This is a genomic window from Marinomonas polaris DSM 16579, assembly GCF_900129155.1.
GTDB lineage: Bacteria > Pseudomonadota > Gammaproteobacteria > Pseudomonadales > Marinomonadaceae > Marinomonas > Marinomonas polaris.
The window spans coordinates 41,026-60,947 of the sequence record NZ_FQVF01000021.1 but is presented as its reverse complement, the minus strand read 5'-3'; the positions used below and the strand labels follow the sequence as shown (position 1 = coordinate 60,947).

Genomic DNA, 19,922 nt, shown 5'->3' with positions numbered 1-19,922 from the left:
TGCTATTTCCAAGTCTGCCATACTAAATCTACTTCACTTTCGTGTATTTGCGTAAATTTACCCACCTGCATCCACGGACCAAACGGTCCATGATAATCACTTCCTACCGACGCTTTTAAGTCAAACTCTCTGGATAAGCGTTCAAGCAAACGAACACTGTCAGGGCGCTCATTACCCGAAACTACTTCTATTCCTGTACCTCCCCATTTTTTGAAATCGCCTAATAGACGCTTTAACTTAGTTACAGTTAGAGGATAGCGCTTAGGATGAGCTAAAACTAATTCCATATTTTGGCCAGTAAGAGCTGTTAAAACATCCTCAAGTTCTGGCCAAACATCACGTAGCTGACCTAGCTTTTTATTACCTAAATAGCGATCAAACGCCTTATTGGCGTCTTTTACAAAACCTTTCTCTACCAGTAAAGTCGCAAAATGTGGTCGACCAAGTTGACTCTCGCCAGCTAGGGCAACCGCTTCATCAAACAAGTCAGGTAAACCTTGCTTCACCAATAGATCGGCTATACGTCGTGCTCGATCAAGACGTATAGCCTGATTTTTATTCACAATAGACAGCAAAGCTGTGTTGTCTAACGAGAAGTTCAGCGCCACCATATGCAAAGGAACACCGCCCCATTGCGTCGACAGTTCAACACCATGAATAAAGCTAAGCCCATGCTCTACAGCTCGCTGACTGGCTTCAACAATACCATCAAGCGTATCATGGTCAGTTAGTGCAAACAGAGAAACGCCCTGCTCTACCGCAAGATCCACAAGCTCGGTTGGCGAAAAACGACCATCCGAACGTGTAGAGTGAGTATGTAAATCGACTTTTCGATAACTTGCTGCTTCAGGCATAGATTGGCTGTTCTTTAAAAGGAATGGTGGTTATCATAAGACCAGCATACATACATTTTAGTATACATTCACTGGGTTTTTATATGAAAATACTGTTCGACTTTCTTCCTATTGTTATCTTCTTTGTTGTTTATAAAATGACAGGGAATATTATTCTTGCGACCGCAATTTTAATTCCCGCGACTATTATTCAGGTCGGTTTTACTTGGTTCAAGAACAGAACCATAGAAAAAATGCACTTAGTTTCTCTAGCATTAGTCGTGTTGCTAGGCGGTGCTACCGTTCTGCTAGGTGACGGTGATTTTATCAAATGGAAGCCAACGATCGTAAATGGTTTGTTTGCCATTGCATTTTTAGGAAGCCAATTCATCGGCGATAAAAACATCATTCAACGCATGATGGGTGATAAATTAGACTTGCCTTTCAAAGTATGGCGCACTTTAAACCTTGCATGGGTTGGATTTTTTATTATCTCTGGTGTCACCAACTTATACGTTGCGTTTTCATATAGCGAAGAAATTTGGGTAGATTTTAAACTGTTCGGTTTATTAGGAATGACCATTGTATTTATCATATTACAAGGCATTTACTTGTCATCGCACTTACAAAATAAGGAATAACAATGCTTTACTCTATTATCGGTGAAGATACAGCAAACAGCCTTAGCGCTCGTCAACAAGCACGACCAGCTCACTTGGCTCGTTTAGAGTCACTGCAAAATGAAGGTCGTTTAGTCTTGGCAGGTCCAAACCCAGCCATTGATTCTGATAACCCTGGCGATGCTGGTTTTAGCGGCAGCGTTGTTATTGCTGAATTTTCCAGTCTTGAAGAAGCCAAAGCTTGGGCCGACTCCGACCCCTATGTGGACGCTGGCGTTTATGAAAACGTAACGGTTAAACCTTTTAAGCAAGTTTTTCCGAACTAATTGAACAAAAAGACTTAACAAAATGCCGCTATCAATATGAAGCGGCATTTTTTGTGGAATCTATTTTGTTATTTTTTAACATCCGAATGCCCAAGATCTCGCTCAGGATCGATCACATCTCTCATTCGCTGTTTTAATACTTTAGCCTCAGGAAAACCATCTTCTTCTTTACGACACCAAATTTCCTGACCGTTCACACGAACTTTAAAAATACCGCCTTGCGTTGGTATCAAGGTAACGCTTTTTATATCATCATCAAATGTCGTTAACAGCTCTTGAGACAACCAAGCAGCACGCAACATCCAGCGACATAAGGTACAATATTCAATTTCTACGGCAGCAGTTCGCATTTGCTTTCTCTCCGGTAAATTAACAAGACGTCTTGGAACGCCACTACACAACTAATACTATTGCCCATACATTCAATAAGGAAGTAGCACTATGCGAAAATCTCTTATCACTAGCTTGGCTCTGCTCGCTCTTTGTTCACAAGCATATGCGACAGAAGTCGATATTTTAACTAATCAAGGCACGATCCGAGTCAATCTAAATGATGACGCCGCGCCTAAATCTGTTGCCAACTTTCTACGTTATGCCGACGAAGGTTTCTATAACGGCACTATTTTCCACCGAGTAATACGTGGCTTCATGGTACAAGGTGGTGGCTTTACCAAAGACCTAGAACGCAAGACAACCCATAAAGCCGTTGCCTATGAAGGTGATAATGGACTAGCTAATAACCGTGGCACTCTTGCTATGGCCAGAACACAAGACCCAAACAGTGCTACATCACAGTTCTTTATCAACCAAGTCGATAACGCCTTTTTGAATCATGGCGCTCGTGGCGCTGCAGGCTATACCGTTTTTGGTGAAGTTACTTCTGGTATGGATATTGTGGACGCCATTTCTGCAGTACCAACATCAACGGTTGGCCCTTACCAAAACGTTCCGACCGAACCTGTTATTATCGAGAGCATCACGCGTGTTAACTAGTTACCAATTAGAATCTCCTGCGTTAACTTGGGGTGAGGATGGCGCACCTCACTCCAACCAGTTTGACGATGTCTATTTTGACAAAGAGTCAGGGCTGGAAGAAACACGTCACGTTTTTTTAAAAAACAACCAACTAAGCGAACGTTGGGCGTCACTACAAAAAAACGCCTTTGTGATTGCCGAAACAGGCTTTGGCACAGGATTAAACTTTTTATGCGCTTGGCAGGCTTTTTTAAACGAAGCGGCCAGCGATAAACAGTTGCACTTTATTTCGGTCGAAAAATACCCAATGACCAAGAGCATGCTGACCGACGCGTTAAAGATGTGGCCGTCTATAAGCCATTTTAGTCAGCAACTAATCGACGTTTACCCTGAAGTTTGCCACGGATTGCACCGCATGGAGCTAGAACAAGGCCGAATTCAATTAACACTTTGGTTTGGTGAAGCAGAAGATGGCTTCGCTGTGTTAGATGCCGATGTCGATGCGTGGTTTTTGGATGGTTTTGCTCCCAGCAAAAACCCAGAAATGTGGTCAGACAATCTGTTTAAGCACATCCACCGCCTTAGCCATCAAGGCACAACCTTCTCCACCTTCACCGCTGCTGGGATTGTGCGCAGAGGCTTAAAAAACGTTGGCTTTGATGTTCGTAAAGTAAAAGGCTTTGGTCAAAAAAGAGAAATGACAGTTGGTGAACTTAATAGCCCAACAGCGTCACTGCCTGAGCGCATGTCCCAAGGTCAATCTTGGTTCAATCTTCGCCAAGATAATCTGCAAGAAGTCACTAAAGTATTGGTCGTCGGTGCAGGGTTAGCAGGTGCCAATACCGCTTATGCTCTTGCTAAACAAGGCATACAGGTCGAAGTGTGGGAACAAGGAAACTGCATTGCTGGCGGTGCGTCAGGCAATCCACAAGGCATGCTTTACCCTAAGCTCGCCTCTCAAGATACGCCAGTGAATCGCTTTTATTTATCAGCTTATTTACACGCAACTCGTTTATATTCCAGCTTAGATAAAAACAAACAATTCTGGGACGCCTGCGGATTAATACAAATACCGAAACACGACAAAGAAGCCGGACGCTTTCAAAAACTACTCGATGAAAAGCTCTATCCTGAAGCCATATTACAAGCATCCAAAGACAGAGAAGGCAGTTTGCTCTTGCCGCTATCTGGCTGGGTTGTGCTGACAAAACTTTGCGAGACACTTTTGTCCCACGAAAACATTCAAGTTTGCTTAAACACTAAGCTTGAAAGCCTCTCAGCTGTTGAAGCAGGTGGCCAAACCATTGGCTGGCAAGCACGCTCCAAGTATCAAGAAGCTCCACTTAACGATCAACAAACACGCTTTTCGCATGTTGTGCTATGTACGGCAAATGATACAAAAGCTTTAGGAGTAACACCTAACACACCAGACTATCCGATTCGTGGACAAGTCTCGTTTATTGATATTGAAAAAGCCAAAGTCGCTTGCCAAGCCATCGGTGAGTCTACCGATAAAATAGACTTCGATAAGGTTCTTTGTGAGTTTGGCTATGTTTCCCCTTCGATAAACAACTTACTGCACTTTGGCTCGACATACGATCTAAAAGACCTAGATGATCAAGTAAGAGAAGAAGGGCATAAACGCAATTTAGCCATTTTAGAAAGCCTGATTTTATTGCCAAAAGAAACATTTAACAGTGAGGATTGTGGTGGACGAGTATCGTTCAGATGTGCCGTGCCAGATTACACGCCGATTGTTGGACCGGTTCAATCAGAGGACGTTTATCAGCAAGCCTACTCAACTTTAACTAAGAATGCGAAGTGGCAAAGTAATGAGGTTGCAGAGCCTATAAAACAGCTCTACATCAATATCGGGCACGGTTCGAGAGGACTTATTTCTACGCCATTAAGTGGAAGTTATATTGCCAGCTTGATCACTGGCACTCCTTCTCCTTTAGAGCAACAGGTAAGCCATAAACTGCACCCAAGCCGCTTTATCATTCGCGACCTAAAACGCAGCCAAAACCTTTAATGCAGCACAAGAACTTAAACCTATTGTTCTTTAACTCACTGCATTGAGTAAATTCTGAAAAAACTCAATGCAGTGATATTTACGCCATCATTCTCTTATGATTCAAACAACTCACAAGCACTTGGAATAAGCTCAACAAATCGACTAGAGGTTTGAGGACGGAATACATAATGATTAAGTTCTGGCAACAAAGCCCTTAGCTTATCGCTCAGTTGCAACAAACTTGGATTAATTGGCTCATAAGGATAAACGTGGTCCTGTAGGCTCAATTTATGCAATTCATCAAGTTCATCTTGCAATATGCCTTTCATCGCAAAAAAGCGATCTTTCTGATTAATATCGTTGGTTTCCCAATAGGCATCGGAAAACGCGGAATTTAATTCATAAAAGATATGCAATGCATCAGCAACATTTTTTTTAGACATGTTATCTCCATCTTTATTGAGCAATCTTCATATTGCCACTTGTATTGTTTAACCCTAACCTTATAACCTACATTCTAAACGTGAATCGATATAGGTGAATACCCCTTGAGTACAACAATGCATCATGCCGTGACTTCTGACAATCTATGGCCATCTTTACAAGCGGAAGCAAAAAAGCTTGCACAAGATGAGCCTATTTTGGCCAGCTATTTCAATACTACTATCTTACGCCATGAATCATTGTGTTCTGCTTTAAGTTTTTTACTCGCCAGCAAGCTAGACAGCATATCAATTCCCGCTATGGTATTACGAGAAGTATTCGAAGAAGCCATGGCAGATACTAACTCTGGCATTGTCAGATGCATCGAGCAAGATATTTTAGCGATAAAAGAAAGGGATGCTGCTTGCGATACATTTACTACGCCACTGCTGTTTTTTAAAGGCTTCCACGCCTTACAAACGTATCGTGTAGCAAACTGGTTATGGAAAAACAATCGCAAGAGCTTAGCCCTGTATCTACAAGGACAAATGTCGATGGTATTTAGTGTCGACATCCATCCAGCAGCAACAATAGGCTGTGGAGTCATGCTAGACCACGCCACAGGCCTTGTGGTGGGTGAAACCTGTGTTATTGAAGACAACGTATCTATTTTGCAATCGGTCACTCTAGGCGGCACAGGTAAAGAGCACGGCGATCGTCATCCTAAGATACGTTCAGGTGTATTAATTGGTGCCGGTGCGAAAATTCTTGGCAATATTGAAATCGGTGAAGGCGCGAAAATTGGTGCGGGTAGCGTAGTATTAGAACCTGTTGAACACCACACAACTGTTGCCGGTGTTCCTGCAAAAATCGTAGGTCGCAACACTGGTGAAGAGCCATCGAGAGTGATGGATCACAATATTAACCATTGTGTTCGAGATTGTGTGGAATAACGAAAAAAATTACGACCTCACATGAGGTCGTAATTACTTAAATCACTTTTCGGAACCATCTTAATGGTTTCGCTCTCTGTATCAAACAACAGCACAGCTTCCCCGTTTCGTAACGACCTGAGCGCCTGCTCGCGCTTTTGCGCTGCCGACAAATCATAGTCACCATAATCAGTGCCATCACGCGACACAATATCATCCAAAATGGTTTCTAGCGTATCTGGTGCTAATGAATCATAAGGTATTAAGGTATCCAATTAGATCGCTCCATGTTGATTAAGCAAAGCAATGACACCCGCTTCATCAATAACTGGCACATTAAGAGACTGCGCTTTGGTGAGTTTCGAACCGGCTTTTTCACCAGCAACTAAGCAATCTGTTTTCGCTGAGACTGAACCACTCACCTTAGCACCTAATGCTTGCAACTTGTCTTTTACTTGATCGCGACTAAATTGGCTTAATGAACCCGTTACAACATAGGTTTTACCAGACAAGGGTAACTCATCAGCTGAAACTTGCTGCTTCTTCTCCCAAACAACACCAGCAGCTAACAAGCCTTTAATGGTATCTCGATTTAATTCCTGATCAAAAAACAAACGCACGTGTTGAGCTACAATGGGGCCGACATCCTCCACCTCTACCAAGGTTTCTTGATCTGCCGCCATCAAATCATCTAGCTCAGTAAAATAGCTGGTCAAGGCACGAGCCGTTGCTTCACCCACTTCACGAATACCCAAGGAGTAGATAAAGCGGTTAAATTGCGTATTCTTTGCCGTCTCGATTGAAGCAAGAAGCTTTTCGACTGACTTTTGCCCCATACGCTCCATGGATAACAAGGTGTCCTTTTTCTCGACTAGGGTAAAAATATCCACCGGCGTTTTAACAAGTTCCTGATCCACCAGCTGCTCAATCAGCTTATCGCCAAGGCCGTCAATATCCATCGCTTTACGAGAAACAAAATGCTTTAGAGACTCTTTTAGCTGCGCACCACACACCAAACCGCCAGTACAGCGAATGATGGCTTCACCTTCAACTTGTTCCAAGTCCGAGCCACAAACAGGACAAGCTTGTGGAAAAATAACATCCGTCACATCATCAGGGCGCTTATCTAAAACTACCTGAACGACTTTAGGAATCACGTCACCTGCGCGATGAACAATCACAAAGTCATTCACTTTTACACCTAATCGAGCGATCTCGTCTTTGTTGTGCAAGGTCGCATTAGAAACCGTCACACCGCCAACAAATACTGGCTCTAATCGCGCAACAGGTGTAATAGCGCCAGTACGACCCACCTGGAAATCAACACCTAACACTCGAGTCATTTCTTCCTGAGCGGGAAATTTTCTGGCGATGGCCCAACGTGGCGCACGCGCAATAAAACCCAGTTGATTCTGCAAAGCAATTTGATCAACTTTATAAACAATACCGTCGATGTCATAAGACAAACTGGCACGCTTTTCATTGAGCATTTCGTAATAATCAATACAACCTTGTGCGCCTTCAGCTGTTGCCATTAGATCATTGGTACGAAAACCCCACTCGCTTAATTGCAGCAGGCCTTCGTAGTGACTTTTAGGCTGCTCCCAACCTTCTACATAACCAATTGAATACGCACACATCACCAAAGGACGAGTGGCAGTAATCTTAGGATCAAGTTGGCGTAAGCTACCTGCTGCAGCATTACGAGGGTTAACAAAGGTCTTTTCACCTTGTTCAACCGCTAAGGCATTCAGTTTTTCGAAGCCTTCTTTTGGCATATAGATTTCGCCGCGAACTTCTAATACTGCTGGCGGTATTTGAGTGCGCAGTTTCAGCGGTACAGAATAGATCGTTTTGATATTCGACGTAATGTCTTCACCAGATAATCCATCACCGCGCGTCACGCCTCGTACCAAACGCCCGTTTTCATAACGCAAACTAATTGCCAAGCCATCTAATTTCGGTTCGCAACAATACGTCACATGATCGGTATTGAGTAATTTGCGAATGCGCTGATCAAAATCAGACAAAGACTCATTGTCAAAGGCATTGTCTAAAGACAACATAGGAACAGTATGAGCGACATTAGCAAAACCGCTGTCTGGCTTTTCGCCAACTCGCTGGGTTGGAGAATCCTCTTGAATCCACTCTGGGTGCTCGGCCTCTATAGATTGAAGCTGACAATAATCACGGTCGTATACTGCATCAGGAACAATTGGTTCGTCTTTTACATGATAAGCATAGCTGTAATCGTTAAGTTGCTGAATCAAGTCCAGCATCTGCTGATGCGTCATGTCTGTCTCTTGGGTCATATATAAATAAACTCGAAATTTTCTGCAGGCTTGTATTAAAAATAAACATCAAAACAATCAAGGCCCCTTAGGGCCTTGATATTATTACTGTTTGTTGCGCATTAATCGGCGGCGCTCAAAATCGCGAATTCGCTGACGACAATGAGCAATCGTTTGATCGCTCATCGGAGTTCGGCGCTCATCACGCAACTCCCCACCTAGGTTACGTACTAAGGTCTGAGCTGTTTCAAGCATGAAGTCGAACGCTTTCATGCTATTTTTTGGACCTGGCAAGCCCATGAAGAAGCTAACACCTGGGCAATCGCTTTCTCCCATCGTTTCTAAATCAAAAGTGCCCGGCTCGATAGCATTTGCCATACTGAACTGCACTCGACCACGATCGAAACCATCTTCATGACGATGGAAAATATCCATTTCACCGTAGCGCATACCGCAATTTAAGATAAGCTGAAGCAGCTCCATACCAGAGAAGTTTTGCTCTTCAGGGGCAAAAATATTAATCACGATGACTTCTTCTATTTCAGCAATACTGTTGTCTTCTTGATCAACTTCGTTAATACCATCAATCACACTATTCGGTGTCACTTGATCGATATCAATTTCTGAATAACTGCGTTCATAGTCCTCATCAACATGACCGTCATAGATATTATTAGTCTCTATAGCAAAATCCAAATCAAGATCATCTTGCTCATAAAAGCCATCATCAGAATAGTTTTGCTCAGATACTGCAGAATCGCCAAAATCTCGCTCAGGCACCAAAGAAGCCAACTCATCAAGGTGCATTTCTTCACCTCGATCCAGCTCTGGACCAGAATCAACTTTATGAGGGACATCGGCTAACGGCGATTTTGCCGTTTTCCTAGCATTCTCAAAAGCATTAACGATAGGATCTTGTGACGATTTTACTCGTTCACTTGAAGAGACTTTACTATACCCAACGGCAGAGCCTTGACGCACTAGTGCATCATCATCTGATTCATCTATATCAGAGAAGTCATTATCTGCCTGGGCATATTCCTGCCCTTTTTTATACCGACGAAATCCATCTATGAGGATAACGACAATAATGACGACCCCAATCAAGATTAGCCACTCACGCAAGCTAAATTCCATTACTCATTCCGAATTGCATCAATTAATGTTGATCGTATTATCAAACGAAGCGGCTTAGGATTCAATTACAAGGATACGTTGATTACGAAAATCTCTTTACGATTTGTAAGTAAACCATGCTTTGTACCGATAATTCGACCTTTTGTAAGATCATTGTCATTAATATTCGCCAATTTAACCACTAAATCGACTCTATTAACTTCCGCCAAGGTTACAGTTGGCATTAAGGAGTCAAGATTTGTTAACAAAATAGGCTGCCCCAAATCCTCAGGAAATACTCTTTGTATGGCGATTGGCATTTTTTGCCCCTTAACCACAGCATAAACTAGCAAAATATCGTCTCTTTTCCATGTCAGCTTACTGGCATCCCATTCAATTTTCACCGCTAACTGATCGGTAATAATGGGCGCAACTTGCTGATAATCAATTCGGCCTAATTCTCGTGCTTTACTAATCGCCGACAATAACGCCAAGCGTTCCGTTGAATGTACGCTATAACGAATCGCCTCTTGCCAAGCTAATACGGCGCCTAAATAGTTTTGTTGTGCAAAATTAGCCACACCCTTCAAATCCAGAGCCGTGGCTTGGGTTGGCTCCACTTGCAGAATAGCATCAACAATTTTTAGCATTTTATCGGAACTTTGACCCCCATTCGCATAAAAAATAGCTTGAGCGTATTCAACCAATAAGTTCACACGGTTTTCGGCATTGCGCGGTAGTTTTTCTAATGCTTTCTCAAACGCAGCAACCGCTTCTTGATACTTTTCAGCACCGACATAATCTGTTGCCAAATAATACCAATCCTCAACTCTGTCATAACGCGCACTGCGATATTTTAAAAAATCGTTCACTTTCTGCGGAGTCAGTTGCTTCGTTTGCAAATCTTGTGTAAAAGCCACCTCTTTCGAATAACCAATTTGTTGATACAGACTCACACTACCCAAAACGGCAACAACTACTACACAAAGCATAACCCAACGAGCAAAGAGAATATCATTATGAAAAAAGCGTTTTTTTCGGCCATCAATAGAATTCTCCTCATAATCTACATCAGATAACAACTGCAAAGATTCGCTCGGAGTCAATCGACCTGCATCCTCTTCTTCAGCGATTTCTTTTCGGCGCACCATAGAAAACGTCTGTATATTTTGATCGTCTTTATTATTTGAATACTTAACCAAACGATGAGTAATAGAGCCGAAAAGATAGACAATACTCATCACCATCATGGTGGCCATCACCAAATATGCGATCATCATAAATCTCGTCCTCGTCGTTTACGGTTCGCCATCACCACTACAACAAAAGCCAGAAGCCCTATTCCAAGCAGAATAAACGGACCATACCAAAGTAAAAATGTTGCAGTTGAATGCTGTGGACGATACAAAACAAAAGAGCCATATCGCGCCACCATGTAATCAACAATTTCCTGATCCGTTTTACCTTGCTCTATCATCTGATGGACAAGCTCACGAAGGTCAACAGCAATGCCAGAGCCAGAGTCTGCCAAGTTTTGATTCTGACATTTTGGGCAACGTAATTCTTCAACCAAACTTTGATAACGTGTTTTGTTCAATTCTGAGCTAAAGGTCATTTGCTCCTGTGCAAAAACTGATAAGGAAAGAAGCACTGCAATAGATAAGAAAACATCTCTAATAAGCATCATTTCATATAGCCTTTTATTTCAGGCCAATTTTCGGCATTAATCACACCTTGATGTCGATAAACCACTACACCAGAACGATCAACAACAAAGGTTTCAGGTGCGCCTGTGACGCCCATATCAACGCCAAAGTTGCCGATCTCATCCATCAATATGACTTGATAAGGATTACCCTTTTGCTCTAACCATTGCTCCGCAAGCACTTTCTCATCTTTGTAATCGATGCCAACAATAGGCACACCAGAATTTGCCAGCTCCATTAAAAAAGGGTGTTCAACATGACATGCAGGACACCAAGTTCCCCAGAAATTAATCAAATAAGACGTATTCGGTAAATCTTTGTGCGTATAAACCTGATCGTCTTGCAATGACACCAAGGTGAACTCGGGTACTTTTTTTCCCACCAAGGCTGAAGGCATATACTGAGCATCTTTGCCGAGCTGCAAATAAAACACTACGCCTAGCACCAAAAAAACTGCCAACGGCATAAAAAACAGCAACTTCCGCATGGTTACACTCCAGCCCGTTTTCGATAGCGTTTATCTAACGCGGCTAATAAACCACCTGTCATCATCATCAAACCACCAAGCCAAATCCAACGCACAAAAGACTTAACATAAATTCGCACACTCCATGCGGAGTCATCAAGTCGTTCCCCCAAGGAAACATACAAGTCGCGAGTAAAACCAGCATCTAATGCAGCTTCCGTCATAACTTGCTGACGAGTTGAAAAAAAACGCTTTTCTGGATGTAGAACAGCAACAGCATTACCCGCTTTATAGACGGTAAATTGCCCTTTGCTTGCCACGTAATTTGGTCCTTTCACTTGTTCCATTTGATCAAACTGAAATTCATAGCCTGCGATAGTTGCTCGATCCCCGGGAGATAATCGCAACATAGATTCATGGCTATTGACGCTAACCAATACAATCCCCACCAAGGTAACGACCATACCAAGGTGCGCCAATAACATACCGTAGTAATTTCTTGGTAATTGACGAGCGCGAGGAATAATCCCTTTTGTACCAGCAGAGACTTTTCCAAACCAATCAGAGAAGGATAAGAACACCACCCAAAATGCCACCGCCAAACTCAGCCAAGCGATAAAACCAAACCCATAACAATAAACAACCAAGCCCGCCGAGAAGGTAGCGATAAACGCTGAAATAGAGCAAACCTTAAAAAACACTCTAAATTTCGTATGGTGCCATTTGGACAAAGGGCCAATCGCCATAAACACCATCAGCAAGAGAGCAATTGGCGTGAAGACGCTATTGAAATATGGTGCGCCAACAGAGATTTTACCCAGCCCTAACGCATCAAATATTAAAGGGTACAAGGTACCTAATAATACCGTTAACGTCAGAACCGTTAATAAGATGTTATTGAGCAGCAACCAAGCTTCTCGTCCTGTTACACCAAAAGACACAGTAGAACGCACCTCAGCCGCTCGAATGGCATACAACAACAAGCTGCCACCAACGAGCACCAAAAGCAAAGCAAGAATAAAAATGCCGCGAGTAGGATCAGCGGCAAAAGAATGCACCGACGTTAGTACGCCAGAGCGAACCAAAAATGCTCCTAGTAAGGAAAGACTAAATGTAAAAATCGCTAATAAGACCGTCCAGCTTTTAAACACACCACGCTTCTCGGTGACAGCAAGAGAATGCAACAAAGCCGTTCCCGCTAACCAGGGCATAAAAGACGCGTTTTCTACTGGGTCCCAAAACCACCAGCCGCCCCACCCTAGTTCGTAATACGCCCACCAACTTCCCAGTGTGATGCCTAAAGTCAGAAACGCCCACGACGCTGCTGTCCAAGGTCTTGCCCAACGCGCCCAAGAAGAATTTAAGTTGCCTGTAATCAAAGCGGCAACAGCAAAGGCAAATGCTACGGAGAAGCCAACATAGCCCATATACAAAACAGGAGGGTGAACAATCAAACCAAAATCCTGTAAAAGTGGATTCAGGTCACCGCCATCCGCAGGCACATCCGGTAATAAACGAGCAAAAGGAGAAGAGGTAAAAAGTAAGAAGGATAAAAAACCAACACAGACCATACCTAACACAGATAAAACCACGGGCCCGATATCTTCAGGGAAGGTTCTTATCTTTAACGCAACGGCGGAACACCAGCCAGACAAGATAAGTACCCACAATAATAATGAGCCTTCATGCCCGCCCCACAAAGCACTAAATTTGTACCAAACAGGCAACTGGCTATTGGAGTTCTGGCTGACATACAACACAGAAAAGTCATCCGTTAAAAACGACAAGCTCAAAGTGACAAAACTTACCAACACCAAGGCCGACATAATAAAAGTCAAAGGTCGAGCCGTTTCAAACAAGAGTCGATTGCCTTTCCAATAACCAATCAAAGGCACCGAGGCCAGCGACAAGGCAAAAAACAACGACAATATTAGCGAGAATTGACCAATTTCAGGAAACATAAACAGCCTAAATTAATAAGTAGATTGCGCGGACTCTGCGCTCTCGCCTGTCGAACTTTGGGCATTTTTCAATGCCTCAGTGATTTCTGGCGGCATGTATTTTTCATCGTGTTTAGCCAAGACTTCGGTCGCTTCAAACACGCCGTCATTATTTAGCTTACCCTGAGCCACAATGCCCTGACCTTCTCGAAATAGATCAGGTAAAATCCCACGATACTCAATGGTGACTTTGTGCTGAAAATCAGTCACATCAAAAGCCACCGCCAAGGTATCAGAATTACGTTTTACGCTGCCTTTCACCACCATTCCGCCCGCGCGAATGTTGGCATTTCGTGGCGCTTCACCCATAGCAATTTGGGAAGGAGAAAAGAATAAATTAATATTCTGCTGCAAGGCATACATTACCAAGCCAACCGCTACGCTCAATATCAACACAATGGCGGTTATGACTAACAGACGTTTTTTTCTTACTGAATGCATTAGCGGGTTTGATTCCTCAAAAAGCGTTTACGTAACGTGTCTCGGGTTTTGCGGCGTGTTGCTAGCGTATTCCAAACCAACCAAACTAAAGTCAAAGTACTAAAACCATAAGCTGACCAAACATAAACGCCGTGAGTTCCCATCATCAAAAACTCTGACAAACTATTAAAGGCCATGTTCCATTACCTCTTGTTTCACCCAGCTCGATCTATGTTCGCGAATTAATATCTCAGACTGCATGCGCCAAAGAACCACACCAGCCACGAAACAGTACAAACCAATCACTGAAAAGAGTAAGGGCAACCACATTTCTGCAGGCATTTCAGGCTTTTTAGTGAGCGTAAACGTCGGCCCTTGGTGTAAGGTTTCCAGCAGCACCACCGAATACTTAATAATGGGTAAGTTAATCAGCCCTACGACACTAATAACAGCAGCGGCTTTATTCGCGAGAACCTGATCCTCTAAAGAGTTTTGCAACGCGATAATGCCCATATAGAGAAAAAACAACACTAGAACAGAAGTAAGTCTTGCATCCCAAACCCACCAAGTTCCCCAGGTGGGTTTGCCCCAAATGGCACCCGAAACCAAAGCGATCAACGCCATAATCGCGCCAATTGGCGCCATTGCCTTAATAAAAATAGGCGCCATTTTCATCTGCCAGACAAGAAACACAAAACCTGATACGCCCAATGCTAAGTAACAAGATTGCGCCAACATAGCGACGGGCACATGAATATAAATAATTCGAAAACTGTTACCTTGTTGGTAATCTGCGGGGGCAAAAGCAAGCCCCCACGCTAGACCGATAACAAGGCAAAAGCAGCCAAAACAAAACACAGGCAACGGCCAAGATTTAGACCAAGAAAAAAACCACTTAGGTGAACCTAATTTATGAAACCATGCCCAACTCATCAGTTTACACTCGCTTTGACTGCAATCGCCGTCATGAAAGGTGATATAACTAAAGACATTAAAGACATAGCTAACAACATTGCCAATAACCCTGAATAAGGCAAACCTGCTTGTGCCGCTTTAATCGCTAACGTCGAAAAAATAATCACTGGCAAATAAAACGGCAATATCAGTAACATCACCAGCATGGCACCTTGTTTTATCGATACCGTTAAAGCTGCACCAATCACACCAATAAAAAACAAGCTAGGTGTGCCTATGAGTAATGTCATGATCAATACCCTAAAACCTGATCTTGGCAGATATAACATTTCACTTAATAAAGGCATCATAACAAGCAAAGGCAATACAACAGCCAGCCATTGCGCGACGACTTTTAGCAAGATTAATAAAGGCAGTGACAACCCACTAACAACCAGCTGCTCCAAAGAACCATCTCGATAATCTTCTTTGAACATACTTTCTACAGCCATCAAAATAGCCAATACCGCAGCACACCAGACGATACCTGCCGCCGCTGGCGCCAGAAAATCAGGCGAAGAATTAATTCCTATCGGAAACAAAGCAACCACAATAATGAAAAACAACAGCGCATTAAAAACGTCTTGTTTACGACGCCACAACACCAAAAATTCAGACACTAAAAAAGAAGAATACGTCATAATAACAACGCTACGTCACGAAGAGCAATGGACAGCAAGTCCTGGTGGGTGGTTAATATCACCAAACCGCCTAACAACACATGCTGTTGAATACGCTCCTCTAGCAGGGCAACTCCTCTGACATCTAAAGAAGCAAAGGGTTCGTCCAACAGCCAAAGTGTTTTTTTATTTAACCATAACCGCGCCAAAGCGACTCGTCGAGCTTGGCCTGCGGATAATTTTTTCACCGGCACATCGACCTGATCTATAAGGCCTAACTGAGTTAACACCGAATACAACATGCTTGTAGAAACGTCAGGACAATACCAACGAAGATTTTCAGCAACAGTGAGCAGACTTTTAACACCAATAGAATGACCAAGATAGATTGCATCTTGCTGTAAAGGATTTCTGTCTAAGGTGACATCCTCGCCCGAATACAATATTTGTCCTTCTAGAGGCGAAAGCACACCAGCGATGACTTTTAACAAAGAACTCTTACCAGCCCCATTTTCTCCTAGAATACGCACGACGTCACCAGACTGAACACTAAAAGAAAGCCCTTTACATAGGTCTCTTTCCCCACGCTCGATCCAAAGGTCTGATATTGTTAAAGAAGCAGAAGATTGCAAAAGATTTATCCAATTCGGCCGATATAAGGGTCAAGGTTAACATTGTTTGGCTACACTATTTTAACTGTACGGCTTAACCATACCGAACAGCCCAAACATTATATGAGAAGCGTTTCTAAAAGCACAAATCAATCGGCTATCTAATCAACAGGCAGGCTACATGATCTCTGACATCCAATCTATGCTTAATGCATCATCAGGCAAGCAGAGCAATGCGACTAACAGCAGTAGCAATAATATATTAAGCAACACAGGAACAATTGCGAAATTAAGCAGTGAAATAAAACTAATCGAAAATCTCAGCCTGATTAAATTTCAGGGCAGCGAGTCTCTTAATTTTCAAGGCAAACCAGCCCAACTGTTGCATGCAACCAGTGCACAACAGCCATTTATTCTTGTTAATACTGGCGCGCCCATCGACATTAGTGATATCCAAAATGCCAAATTAAATAAAACCAATTCTCTGCAAGCCTCCCTGACTCTTCCTGTAGAGAATCAAACCAGCAAAACGGGCGTCAATCAAAATGCACCTCAAGTTAGGCAAACTGATAATCTTATGCTGGCATCTCGTGTCGTAAACTTAACGGTTACTTCAGTAACACCTGCGACAAACAATACTGGTAATGCTCCACTTTCTACAACAGCAAATTCTCAACCAACAACCGTAACGCCCCAGACCTCTAGCGTTCAGACTTCCAGTACTCAAACCTCTAGTGCTCAGACAACGAGTCCTCAAACAGCACCTCCTCAACTCGCGGCGACAAACATTCAGGCCAAGACAACCAATCAACCGTTGACAGTAAATACGCCGCAACTAGCTACGAGCATTCAAACGACCACAGCAACAGTCACCCAATCAAACCCACAACTAGCAAGGGTTTCTGATGGTAAAGCAGAGTTTCCTATTCTTAGTCAAACGCCATTGAAAAAAGGCGATGTCGTACGAGTCATGGTCGACGCCAATAACAATATGCAGGTGTTGCCAGCAAAAACTAGTGCGACAGCGCCTACTGTTCAAACAGAAGCACTTAAACAAAGCCTACCGAAGCAGTTGTCTCTTGGGGATATGTCTCAGCTCGTCAAACAATTACACAGCCTAAACGAGACGTCGAATGCGAACTTGCTACCGCAAACGCAACAAGCGCTTAAACAGCTGATGCAAAATATGCCAACGTTGGGAGCCCTAACAACCTCGCCAGAAGCTATGAAACAGGCCATTCAAACAAGCGGGCTATTCTCTGAATCATTACTGGCTAATGACAGTAAAACGCAAATACCCGCCGACCTAAAACTCAATCTGACAAAGTTAAAAGACGCCCAGGAAAGCATTGGTCCTATGCGTCTTGGCAGTATTCCAACAGAACAAATTGCAAATGCAATCGAACGCATTACCACCAGCCAGTTACGGCATTTTTCAGAACCTAATCAGTTCAACACTCCAACCTATCCCTTGCATATAGAACTACCAATTAAACATGGTCAATCACCAAGTTTTGTACAAATAGAGATAGATAAAGACGCAAGTTCAGAAGAGCAAGAGAAACAAGATAGGCGCTGGCTGGTAAAACTAAAGTTTGATTTTGAAGAAACAGGAAGATTCGATGCGAGAACCAGTATCCAAGCAAATAAAGTTGGAATACTCTTTGCCGCAGAAGACCCAGAAACGGTACAAAAATTACAAAAGAATCTGTCTACATTGAAACAACAATTAAAAGACAAAGACATTGAGATCGAAAGATTAGACGCTTTTCAAGCTAAACTCGATAAAGAAAAAACTAATATTGTTAAGACTCAATCGTTAATAGATGTGAGAACATAATGCAAAAAGCAGTCGCTTTAAAATATGACTTTAGCGCAGCACCAACAGTCGTCGCAAAAGGAAATGGTTTACTTGCTGAAAAAATCTTGGCAGTTGCGAAGGAGAATGGCGTTCTACTTCACCAAAGCCCTGAGCTTGTAGAAATGCTCAGCACTTTGGAATTAGGAGAAGAAATACCGGAATCATTGTATCTAGCAGTCGCAGAGGTGATCGCTTTTGCACATAAAATCAAAGATCATCAGTGGTAATCAGAGTTCCTACGTGACTCTTGCTTTAATAAGCTGATCAATTCTGCTTCAGCTCGTATAAGACCGCATTTAGAAACCAAATCATCAATAGTTGCGCCCATTTCCAAAAGCTCCATAGCGCGATTGTATGAGACTCCACCCTCTTTCGATAAAATTTCAGATTGCTTTTCTACAGCGAGATTCAATTTTTTCTCAATAGCTACCAAGCGTCGCCCCATCCCTATTGATCCTGAGGCAAGTACTTGCACTTGCTTTTTTTGATTCAATTCTGCTTCTGCGTGATGCTGCTTCATGCGCTCTAGCCGTTTCGATAATCGAAAAGCCCAAACGACAACCGCAATCAAGATCACAAATTGAAGTATCAAGAGAAGGTTAAATAACCATTGAGATTCCATTTAGTACAACTACCTTAATTACTTACTTCAGACCATTCATCTTCTGATAACAGTTTATCTAGATCGACAAGAATTAATAAAATATCATTTTTATGACAAACACCTTGGATAAACTTAGATGACTCATCATTACCAACATTTGGCGATGGCTCAATCTCAGACTGACGGAGGTAAACCACTTCAGATACTGCATCTACCAGAATACCAATAACATGACCTTCCACTTCAAGAATCATGATACGCGTAGAATCTGTAAGCTCGCCTGATGGCAAGCCAAATCGCTGACAAGTATCAATAACGGTTACAACCGTTCCACGCAAGTGAATAATACCCAAAACATAACTAGGAGCTCCAGGAACTGGGGCTATCTCAGAATAGCGCAGAACTTCTTTTACCTGCATAACATTTACACCGTAGATTTCATTCTCTAAGCGAAATGTCACCCATTGCAACATCGGATCTTCTGACTGATTTGCATTTTTTAACGCTATGCTAGTAGTTGCCATTATTCATCTCCAAAGATCAAAAAATGATCATTACAATTATTTTTGCGTGTTTTTAAATCCATTTTGGGGGTCGTCTAACAATTCTATAAACCCCTGCACATCAAGTATGGCACACATATGATCAATTACCGTACCAGCTAACCAAGGTCTCTTACTTCGATCACTGCGCCACTTCACTTGCGATGGCTCTAAGGTAATAGCCTCTGCCACGCGTTCACAAGCAACACCCCAATCTGTACGGTCAAGCTGTATTACGAATTTAAAATTGTCTTTCATTTCGCCTTCATAATGATTAGGCATTATCCAGCGCGCAGTATCAACAGTACGAAGGTTAAACTCTCCAACATTCGCAACGCCCATGAACCAATCTGGCTGTCCAAATATTGACGTTAACTTATCTCTTCCACTTTGAAAAATCCCACCCAACTCAACCAAAGGTACCGCAAGTTTCAAACCACCGACATAAAAAAGCAAACACTCAAATCTACCTGTCGCCCATGGCAAAGGATCTGTTCTCGAAATCCTCTTAACTGGCTCTGGCTCTGGCTCTGGCTCTGGCTCTGGCTCTGGCTCTGGCTCTGGCTCTGGCTCTGGCTCTGGCTCTGGCTCTGGCTCTGGCTCTGGCT

The 19,922-nt window shown here is 42.9% G+C and carries 25 protein-coding genes; 7 read left to right on the top strand and 18 right to left on the bottom strand.

Translation table 11 applies throughout. The annotated features are described in order from the left end of the window. Positions 1-2 precede the first annotated feature (2 nt). Complete coding sequence (locus BUA59_RS19315) at positions 3-854, bottom strand: PHP domain-containing protein (RefSeq protein ID WP_072841295.1); 852 nt, start codon at positions 852-854, stop codon at positions 3-5. A gap of 83 nt (positions 855-937) precedes the next feature. On the opposite strand from BUA59_RS19315, the gene BUA59_RS19310 reads away from it, so the two are divergent. Then, a complete protein-coding gene (locus tag BUA59_RS19310) occupies positions 938-1,474 on the top strand; it encodes a septation protein A (RefSeq protein ID WP_072841294.1) in 537 nt (178 codons plus the stop codon). 2 nt (positions 1,475-1,476) lie between these two features. Next, positions 1,477-1,779, top strand: coding sequence for a YciI family protein (locus tag BUA59_RS19305; RefSeq protein WP_072841293.1), 303 nt, complete (start codon positions 1,477-1,479; stop codon positions 1,777-1,779). A gap of 68 nt (positions 1,780-1,847) precedes the next feature. Here BUA59_RS19305 and BUA59_RS19300 read toward each other — a convergent pair whose 3' ends face one another. After that, positions 1,848-2,129 (bottom strand): Rdx family protein, encoded by a 282-nt coding sequence (locus BUA59_RS19300; protein WP_072841292.1) that lies wholly within the window; start codon positions 2,127-2,129, stop codon positions 1,848-1,850. A gap of 91 nt (positions 2,130-2,220) precedes the next feature. Here BUA59_RS19300 and BUA59_RS19295 point away from each other — a divergent pair, with 91 nt between their 5' ends. Both BUA59_RS19295 and mnmC read left to right on the top strand, forming a co-directional pair. Next, on the top strand, positions 2,221-2,772 hold the full coding sequence (locus BUA59_RS19295) for a peptidylprolyl isomerase (RefSeq protein ID WP_072841291.1): 552 nt from the start codon (positions 2,221-2,223) through the stop codon (positions 2,770-2,772). Beyond that, entirely contained in the window at positions 2,762-4,786 is a 2,025-nt protein-coding gene (gene mnmC / locus BUA59_RS19290; RefSeq protein ID WP_072841290.1) for a bifunctional tRNA (5-methylaminomethyl-2-thiouridine)(34)-methyltransferase MnmC2/FAD-dependent 5-carboxymethylaminomethyl-2-thiouridine(34) oxidoreductase MnmC1, read from the top strand. Before BUA59_RS19295 ends, mnmC begins: the two co-directional genes overlap by 11 nt. 95 nt (positions 4,787-4,881) lie before the next feature. Here the strand turns inward: mnmC and BUA59_RS19285 are convergent, their stop codons facing one another. Further along, positions 4,882-5,211: a hypothetical protein gene (locus BUA59_RS19285; RefSeq protein ID WP_072841289.1), complete on the bottom strand. Its 330-nt coding sequence runs from the start codon at positions 5,209-5,211 to the stop codon at positions 4,882-4,884. A gap of 117 nt (positions 5,212-5,328) precedes the next feature. Between BUA59_RS19285 and cysE the strand changes: the two genes are divergently transcribed. Beyond that, the gene (gene cysE / locus BUA59_RS19280; protein ID WP_072841288.1) at positions 5,329-6,144 is read left to right on the top strand and encodes a serine O-acetyltransferase; all 816 of its coding nucleotides are present in this window, start codon (positions 5,329-5,331) and stop codon (positions 6,142-6,144) included. A gap of 17 nt (positions 6,145-6,161) precedes the next feature. Here the strand turns inward: cysE and BUA59_RS19275 are convergent, their stop codons facing one another. The 12 genes from BUA59_RS19275 to ccmA form a co-directional block, all read right to left on the bottom strand. Next, the gene (locus BUA59_RS19275) at positions 6,162-6,398 is read right to left on the bottom strand and encodes a YheU family protein (protein ID WP_072841287.1); all 237 of its coding nucleotides are present in this window, start codon (positions 6,396-6,398) and stop codon (positions 6,162-6,164) included. Then, complete coding sequence (gene ligA, locus BUA59_RS19270; RefSeq protein WP_139248930.1) at positions 6,399-8,417, bottom strand: NAD-dependent DNA ligase LigA; 2,019 nt, start codon at positions 8,415-8,417, stop codon at positions 6,399-6,401. A gap of 102 nt (positions 8,418-8,519) precedes the next feature. Continuing rightward, positions 8,520-9,551 (bottom strand): cell division protein ZipA, encoded by a 1,032-nt coding sequence (gene zipA, locus BUA59_RS19265; RefSeq protein WP_072841285.1) that lies wholly within the window; start codon positions 9,549-9,551, stop codon positions 8,520-8,522. Between the two features lie 65 nt (positions 9,552-9,616). Next, complete coding sequence (locus tag BUA59_RS19260) at positions 9,617-10,810, bottom strand: tetratricopeptide repeat protein (protein ID WP_245813194.1); 1,194 nt, start codon at positions 10,808-10,810, stop codon at positions 9,617-9,619. After that, the gene (locus BUA59_RS19255; RefSeq protein ID WP_072841284.1) at positions 10,807-11,217 is read right to left on the bottom strand and encodes a cytochrome c-type biogenesis protein; all 411 of its coding nucleotides are present in this window, start codon (positions 11,215-11,217) and stop codon (positions 10,807-10,809) included. The genes BUA59_RS19260 and BUA59_RS19255 overlap by 4 nt, the downstream gene beginning before the upstream one ends. Then, positions 11,214-11,723 (bottom strand): DsbE family thiol:disulfide interchange protein, encoded by a 510-nt coding sequence (locus BUA59_RS19250; protein ID WP_072841283.1) that lies wholly within the window; start codon positions 11,721-11,723, stop codon positions 11,214-11,216. The genes BUA59_RS19255 and BUA59_RS19250 overlap by 4 nt, the downstream gene beginning before the upstream one ends. Before the next feature lie 2 nt (positions 11,724-11,725). Then, a complete protein-coding gene (locus BUA59_RS19245; RefSeq protein ID WP_072841282.1) occupies positions 11,726-13,663 on the bottom strand; it encodes a heme lyase CcmF/NrfE family subunit in 1,938 nt (645 codons plus the stop codon). A 12-nt stretch (positions 13,664-13,675) separates the two neighbouring features. Further along, on the bottom strand, positions 13,676-14,143 hold the full coding sequence (ccmE, locus tag BUA59_RS19240; protein WP_072841281.1) for a cytochrome c maturation protein CcmE: 468 nt from the start codon (positions 14,141-14,143) through the stop codon (positions 13,676-13,678). Next, positions 14,143-14,319, bottom strand: a complete 177-nt coding sequence (ccmD, locus tag BUA59_RS19235) for a heme exporter protein CcmD (protein WP_072841280.1) — start codon at positions 14,317-14,319, stop codon at positions 14,143-14,145. Before ccmD ends, ccmE begins: the two co-directional genes overlap by 1 nt. After that, complete coding sequence (locus tag BUA59_RS19230; RefSeq protein WP_072841279.1) at positions 14,309-15,055, bottom strand: heme ABC transporter permease; 747 nt, start codon at positions 15,053-15,055, stop codon at positions 14,309-14,311. Before BUA59_RS19230 ends, ccmD begins: the two co-directional genes overlap by 11 nt. Beyond that, entirely contained in the window at positions 15,055-15,717 is a 663-nt protein-coding gene (gene ccmB / locus BUA59_RS19225; protein ID WP_072841278.1) for a heme exporter protein CcmB, read from the bottom strand. The genes BUA59_RS19230 and ccmB overlap by 1 nt, the downstream gene beginning before the upstream one ends. Further along, entirely contained in the window at positions 15,714-16,328 is a 615-nt protein-coding gene (gene ccmA, locus BUA59_RS19220) for a cytochrome c biogenesis heme-transporting ATPase CcmA (RefSeq protein ID WP_072841277.1), read from the bottom strand. The genes ccmB and ccmA overlap by 4 nt, the downstream gene beginning before the upstream one ends. A gap of 160 nt (positions 16,329-16,488) precedes the next feature. Here ccmA and fliK point away from each other — a divergent pair, with 160 nt between their 5' ends. Both fliK and BUA59_RS19210 read left to right on the top strand, forming a co-directional pair. Next, the gene (gene fliK, locus BUA59_RS19215) at positions 16,489-18,147 is read left to right on the top strand and encodes a flagellar hook-length control protein FliK (RefSeq protein WP_072841276.1); all 1,659 of its coding nucleotides are present in this window, start codon (positions 16,489-16,491) and stop codon (positions 18,145-18,147) included. Then, positions 18,147-18,395, top strand: coding sequence for an EscU/YscU/HrcU family type III secretion system export apparatus switch protein (locus BUA59_RS19210; RefSeq protein WP_072841275.1), 249 nt, complete (start codon positions 18,147-18,149; stop codon positions 18,393-18,395). The genes fliK and BUA59_RS19210 overlap by 1 nt, the downstream gene beginning before the upstream one ends. On the opposite strand, the gene BUA59_RS19205 is transcribed toward BUA59_RS19210, so the two are convergent. The 3 genes from BUA59_RS19205 to BUA59_RS24215 all read right to left on the bottom strand — a co-directional run. After that, a complete protein-coding gene (locus BUA59_RS19205) occupies positions 18,386-18,790 on the bottom strand; it encodes a DUF2802 domain-containing protein (RefSeq protein ID WP_072841274.1) in 405 nt (134 codons plus the stop codon). The genes BUA59_RS19210 and BUA59_RS19205 overlap by 10 nt on opposite strands. Positions 18,791-18,804: 14 nt before the next feature. Then, entirely contained in the window at positions 18,805-19,296 is a 492-nt protein-coding gene (locus tag BUA59_RS19200) for a chemotaxis protein CheW (RefSeq protein WP_012071089.1), read from the bottom strand. Positions 19,297-19,332: 36 nt separating this feature from the next. Next, on the bottom strand, positions 19,333-19,922 hold a 590-nt coding region (locus tag BUA59_RS24215), incomplete at its 5' end, for a chemotaxis protein CheW (RefSeq protein ID WP_245813192.1).